Genomic DNA, 4,614 nt, shown 5'->3' on the forward strand with positions numbered 1-4,614 from the left:
GAGGCGAGCCGGGCGATGACAGGTCAATGCATGGCGGTCGATGGCGGCGTCGTGGTATCGGGGTAACGTAATGAAGACAGAATGGATTGCCGTTGATTGGGGAACCTCTCACCTGCGGGCCTGGGCCATGCGGGGCGATACGGTTCTGGATCAGGCGCAGTCGGATCAGGGCATGTCCCGCGTGGCCAAAGGCGCGTTTCAGGACGCGCTTCTGGCGCTGGTCGAGGACTGGCTGGGCGACGCCCCGGTCGACGTGGTCGCCTGCGGCATGGTCGGCGCGCGGCAGGGCTGGGTCGAGGCGCCTTATACGGCAGTACCGTCGGCCCCCGTGCCGGGCCTGCCGATCCGGGTTCCGGGCACAGACCCCCGCATCCGCGCCTTTGTTGTGCCGGGCCTGAAGCAGACCTCCCCACCGGATGTGATGCGCGGCGAGGAGACCCAGATCGCCGGTTTTCTGGACACCCATCCGAATTGGGACGGCGTCATCTGCCTACCCGGCACCCATACGAAGTGGGCACAGATCAGCGCGGGTGAGGTGGTCAGCTTCCGTACCTTCATGACCGGGGAACTGTTTGATCTGCTACGCGGGCATTCGGTGCTGCAACACTCGGTCGGTGAGGGCTGGGACGATGCCGCCTTTGCCGAGGCGGTTGAGGATGCTTTGTCGAAACCCGAACAACTGGCCGCGCGTCTCTTCGGGCTCCGAGCGGCGGATTTGCTGCATGCGCAGGACGCAGGGGTTGCCCGGGCGCGGCTGTCCGGTCTGTTGATCGGGGCGGAACTGGCCGCCTCGCGCCCCTATTGGCTGGGCCAGCAGATCGCGATCATCGGGGCCGAGGGCCTGTCGGCGATCTACGCCAAAGCCCTGCAAAAACAAGGCGCTTTTGTCGAAACCGCAGACGCCACTCGATCCACTCTGGCCGGTCTGACCAAGGCCCGCAACTTGACGAGGCAAACCGCATGAGCCGCCCCATCATCGCCATCCTGCGCGGTCTGACCCCACCCGAGGCGGCTGCCGTTGGCCACGCCCTGATCGACGCCGGGCTCGACAGGATCGAGGTGCCCCTGAATTCGCCCGATCCGCTGGAGAGTATTGCGATTATGGCCCGGGATTTTGGTGACCACGCCGTAATCGGCGCGGGCACGGTTCTGGATGTGGATCAGGTCAACGCGGTGGCCGAGGCTGGCGGCAAGCTGATCGTGTCCCCGAACTGCGATACGGATGTCATCCGACGCACTGCGGCGCTGGGGCTGGAAAGTTGGCCGGGCATCTTCACCCCGACCGAGGCGTTTGCCGCACTCAAGGCCGGGGCGACCGGATTGAAACTGTTCCCGGGCTCGATGGCCGGGCCATCGGGCCTGTCCGCGTTGCGGGCGGTGCTGCCAAAGGGTACTCAGGTCTATGCCGTGGGCGGCGCGGGTCCCGAGAATTTTGGGACTTGGATCAAGGCCAGCGCTGACGGGTTCGGCATCGGCTCGGCGCTGTACAAACCGGGTATGGCGGTGGATGAAATCGCCACCCGCGCGCGTCAGATCGTTGCGGCCTATGACGAGGCCATTGCATGAGCCACATCCACGATGACCGCCCCTGCAAGCTGGGCGAAGGCCCACTGTGGCATCCGGCGCGGCGGCAATTGTTCTGGTTCGATATCATCGGCAAACGGTTAATGACCCGCGAGGGTGATGCGCCCAAGGAATGGGTGTTCGACGAACATGTCTCGGCCGCCGGATGGGTGGACCGGGCGGTGTTGTTGGTGGCCTCGGAAACCGGGCTGTGGCGATTCAGTCTGGCCACGGGTCAGAAAGAACGGGTTGCGCCGCTGGAGGCCGATAACCCTGTCACCCGCTCCAATGACGGGCGGGCTGATCCGTGGGGCGGGTTCTGGATCGGGACCATGGGCAAGCAGGCCGAACCCGGCGCCGGGGCGATCTATCGCTATTGGCGCGGAGAGCTGCGGCAGCTGGTACCGAACGTCACCATCTCGAACGCGATCTGTTTCGCACCGGATAAATCCTGCGCTTATTATGCAGATACTTTGACGTTTCAGGTGATGCGGCTGCGCCTGAACCCGAATACAGGATGGCCCGAAGGCGAGGCGTCGGTTTTCTTGGATTTGCGAGCAGACGGATTGGAACCTGATGGTGCGGTCACAGACGCCGCAGGCAATATCTGGATCGCCCAATGGGGCGCATCGAGGGTAGCTGCATACAGCCCCGACGGCCAGTTCTTGCAAACCGTCCCGTTCCCTGCGGCCCATACCTCATGCCCTGCTTTTGGCGGCGATGATCTATCAACGCTCTATTGCACCACCGCCCGCGAAGGGCTGGATGCGAAGACGCTGAAAACACAACCTGCCAACGGCATGACCTTTGCCGCGCCTGGCGTGGCGCGGGGGCTGGCCGAATACCGAGTCCTCCTATGACCCCCGAACTTGGCGTTTGCTACTATCCCGAACATTGGCCCGAAGAGATGTGGGCCGCCGATGCCGCCCGCATGATGGAAACCGGCCTGAAATGGGTGCGCATCGGCGAATTCGCCTGGAGCCGGATGGAACCCACACCTGGCGATCTGCGTTTTGACTGGCTGGACCGGGCGGTTGAGACCTTGGGGGCTGCCGGGCTGAAGGTGGTGATGGGCACGCCCACCGCGACGCCTCCGCGCTGGATGCTGGACAAACATCCCGACATGCTGGCCGTTGACGCGCAGGGCAATCCGCGCAAATTCGGCTCGCGCCGTCACTATTGCTTTAGCCATGCGGGGTATATTCGGGAATGCGCGCGCATCGCCCGGATCATAGGTGAACGATACGGCCGCAACCCGCATGTGGCCGCCTGGCAGATCGACAATGAATATGGCTGCCATGACACGGCGCTCAGCTATGGCCCGTCTGCCTTGCAGGCGTTCCGAGTGTGGCTGGCGGATCAATACGGATCGATCGAGGCGCTGAATACCGCTTGGGGAAATGTGTTCTGGTCGATGGAGTATGACAGTTTCGATCAGATCGACCTGCCCAACCTGACCGTGACCGAGCCCAACCCCGCGCATGTGCTGGCCTTCCGCCGGTTCGGCTCGGATCAGGTGGTGGCATTCAACAAGGCGCAGGTGGATGTACTACGCCCGCTGACCGATGCGCCGCTGCTGCACAATTATATGGGCCGGGTACTGGAATTTGATCACTTCGAAATAGGCGCCGATCTCGATATCGCCACATGGGACAGCTATCCCATCGGTTTCCTGTCCGACCGGCTTGAGGCCGATGAGGCGCACAAGACTGCCTTTCTGCAACAGGGCGATCCGGACATGCAGGCGTTCCACCATGACCTCTACCGCGCGGTCGGGCGTGGGCGCTGGTGGGTGATGGAGCAGCAACCAGGCCCGGTGAACTGGGCCCCCTATAACCCGGCCCCCCTGCCCGGCATGGTGCGCCTGTGGTCGCTGGAGGCTGTGGCCAATGGGGCCGAGGTGGTCAGCTATTTCCGCTGGCGGCAAGCTCCGTTCGGGCAAGAGCAGATGCATGCCGGGTTGCAAACGCCGTCGGGCGCAGACGCCCCCGGCATGGCCGAGGCGCGCCAGACCGCCGATGATCTGGCCCGTTTGGGCGACGTTGCCCCCGGCAAGGCGCAGGTGGCGATCCTGTTCGACTATGCCTCGGACTGGGCCTGGACGACGCAGCCGCAAGGGGCTGGGTTTGATTACTTCCGGCTGGTGTTCTCGGCCTATCGCGCGCTGCGGCGGGCGGGATTGTCGGTGGATTTCATCTCGGCCACGGATACCCCGCAAGATTATCGGCTGATCCTCGCCCCCGGTCTGGCGGTGCTGGATGACGCGCTGGTTGGACGGGTCTTGAACGGTTGCGATCTGGCCATTTTCGGCCCGCGCGCCGGTGCTATTACCCGCGACTTCCAGATCCCCGCGCAGGGACGACCTGGCCTGCCCAATCTGGATTGCAGCGTCGATCTGGTCGAAACCTTGCCGCCGGAGTCGAAACGCCCCGTGGTCGGTGGAGGTGCTGCCGCCCATTGGGTCGAACGTCTGTCGGGCACCGCACCCGATTTGCTGAGATTCGAAGACGGCACTCCGGCGCTGAAAGGCACTGACGGTTTGTGGTATCTCGCCGGGTTCCCCGATGACACGCTGTGGGACCGGCTGATTGCCAAGGCGACGGACACAGTCAACCTGCCAATCCACGCGATGCCGCAGGGCCTGCGCAGACGTCGGACCGCGACCCACGATGTGTTGATCAACTACAATGCTGATCCGGTCACTTGGAACGGGATCGAGATTGCCGGGTGCGATGTGCTGTTTCTGGAACGTGATGACATCTGACCCGCAGATTTCAAGAGAATTGATAACGCTAACATAACCTGCTAGGGGCTTCTGGCAGGTTCCGGCCCGATTTGGCAGAATGACGGCGAACCGTAAGTTAACACCGCAATCAGCCGACCGGGACCGAGCATTTTGCCCAACGCCAGCCAGCCAAACGACCAATCCCATTGGAACCTTGTGGCCGATATCGGCGGCACCAACACCCGACTGGGGGTGGTCGCAAACGGTGTGCTGACCGATCTGCGCAAGCACCCCACCGGCACGTTGGCTGATCTGCGCACGGCGCT

General features: G+C 63.5%; 4 protein-coding genes. All 4 read left to right on the plus strand.

Features of this window, described 5'->3' with window-relative positions; all coding sequences use genetic code 11:
* Positions 1 to 70 precede the first annotated feature (70 nt).
* The 4 genes from MPJ51_RS05150 to MPJ51_RS05165 are packed head-to-tail and all read left to right on the plus strand — an operon-like array spanning position 71 to position 4,327.
* The gene (locus MPJ51_RS05150) at positions 71 to 964 is read left to right on the plus strand and encodes a 2-dehydro-3-deoxygalactonokinase (protein ID WP_298382730.1); all 894 of its coding nucleotides are present in this window, start codon (positions 71 to 73) and stop codon (positions 962 to 964) included.
* Positions 961 to 1,566 carry a 2-dehydro-3-deoxy-6-phosphogalactonate aldolase gene (locus MPJ51_RS05155; RefSeq protein WP_298382733.1) on the plus strand — a complete coding sequence of 202 codons (606 nt, stop codon included), beginning with the start codon at positions 961 to 963 and terminating at the stop codon, positions 1,564 to 1,566. Before MPJ51_RS05150 ends, MPJ51_RS05155 begins: the two co-directional genes overlap by 4 nt.
* A complete protein-coding gene (locus MPJ51_RS05160; RefSeq protein WP_298382736.1) occupies positions 1,563 to 2,423 on the plus strand; it encodes an SMP-30/gluconolactonase/LRE family protein in 861 nt (286 codons plus the stop codon). Before MPJ51_RS05155 ends, MPJ51_RS05160 begins: the two co-directional genes overlap by 4 nt.
* Positions 2,420 to 4,327, plus strand: a complete 1,908-nt coding sequence (locus MPJ51_RS05165; protein WP_298382739.1) for a beta-galactosidase — start codon at positions 2,420 to 2,422, stop codon at positions 4,325 to 4,327. Before MPJ51_RS05160 ends, MPJ51_RS05165 begins: the two co-directional genes overlap by 4 nt.
* The last annotated feature ends 287 nt before the right edge of the window (positions 4,328 to 4,614 follow it).

The sequence above is a fragment of the Ruegeria sp. genome, from assembly GCF_028066395.1.
Taxonomy (GTDB): Bacteria; Pseudomonadota; Alphaproteobacteria; order Rhodobacterales; family Rhodobacteraceae; genus Ruegeria.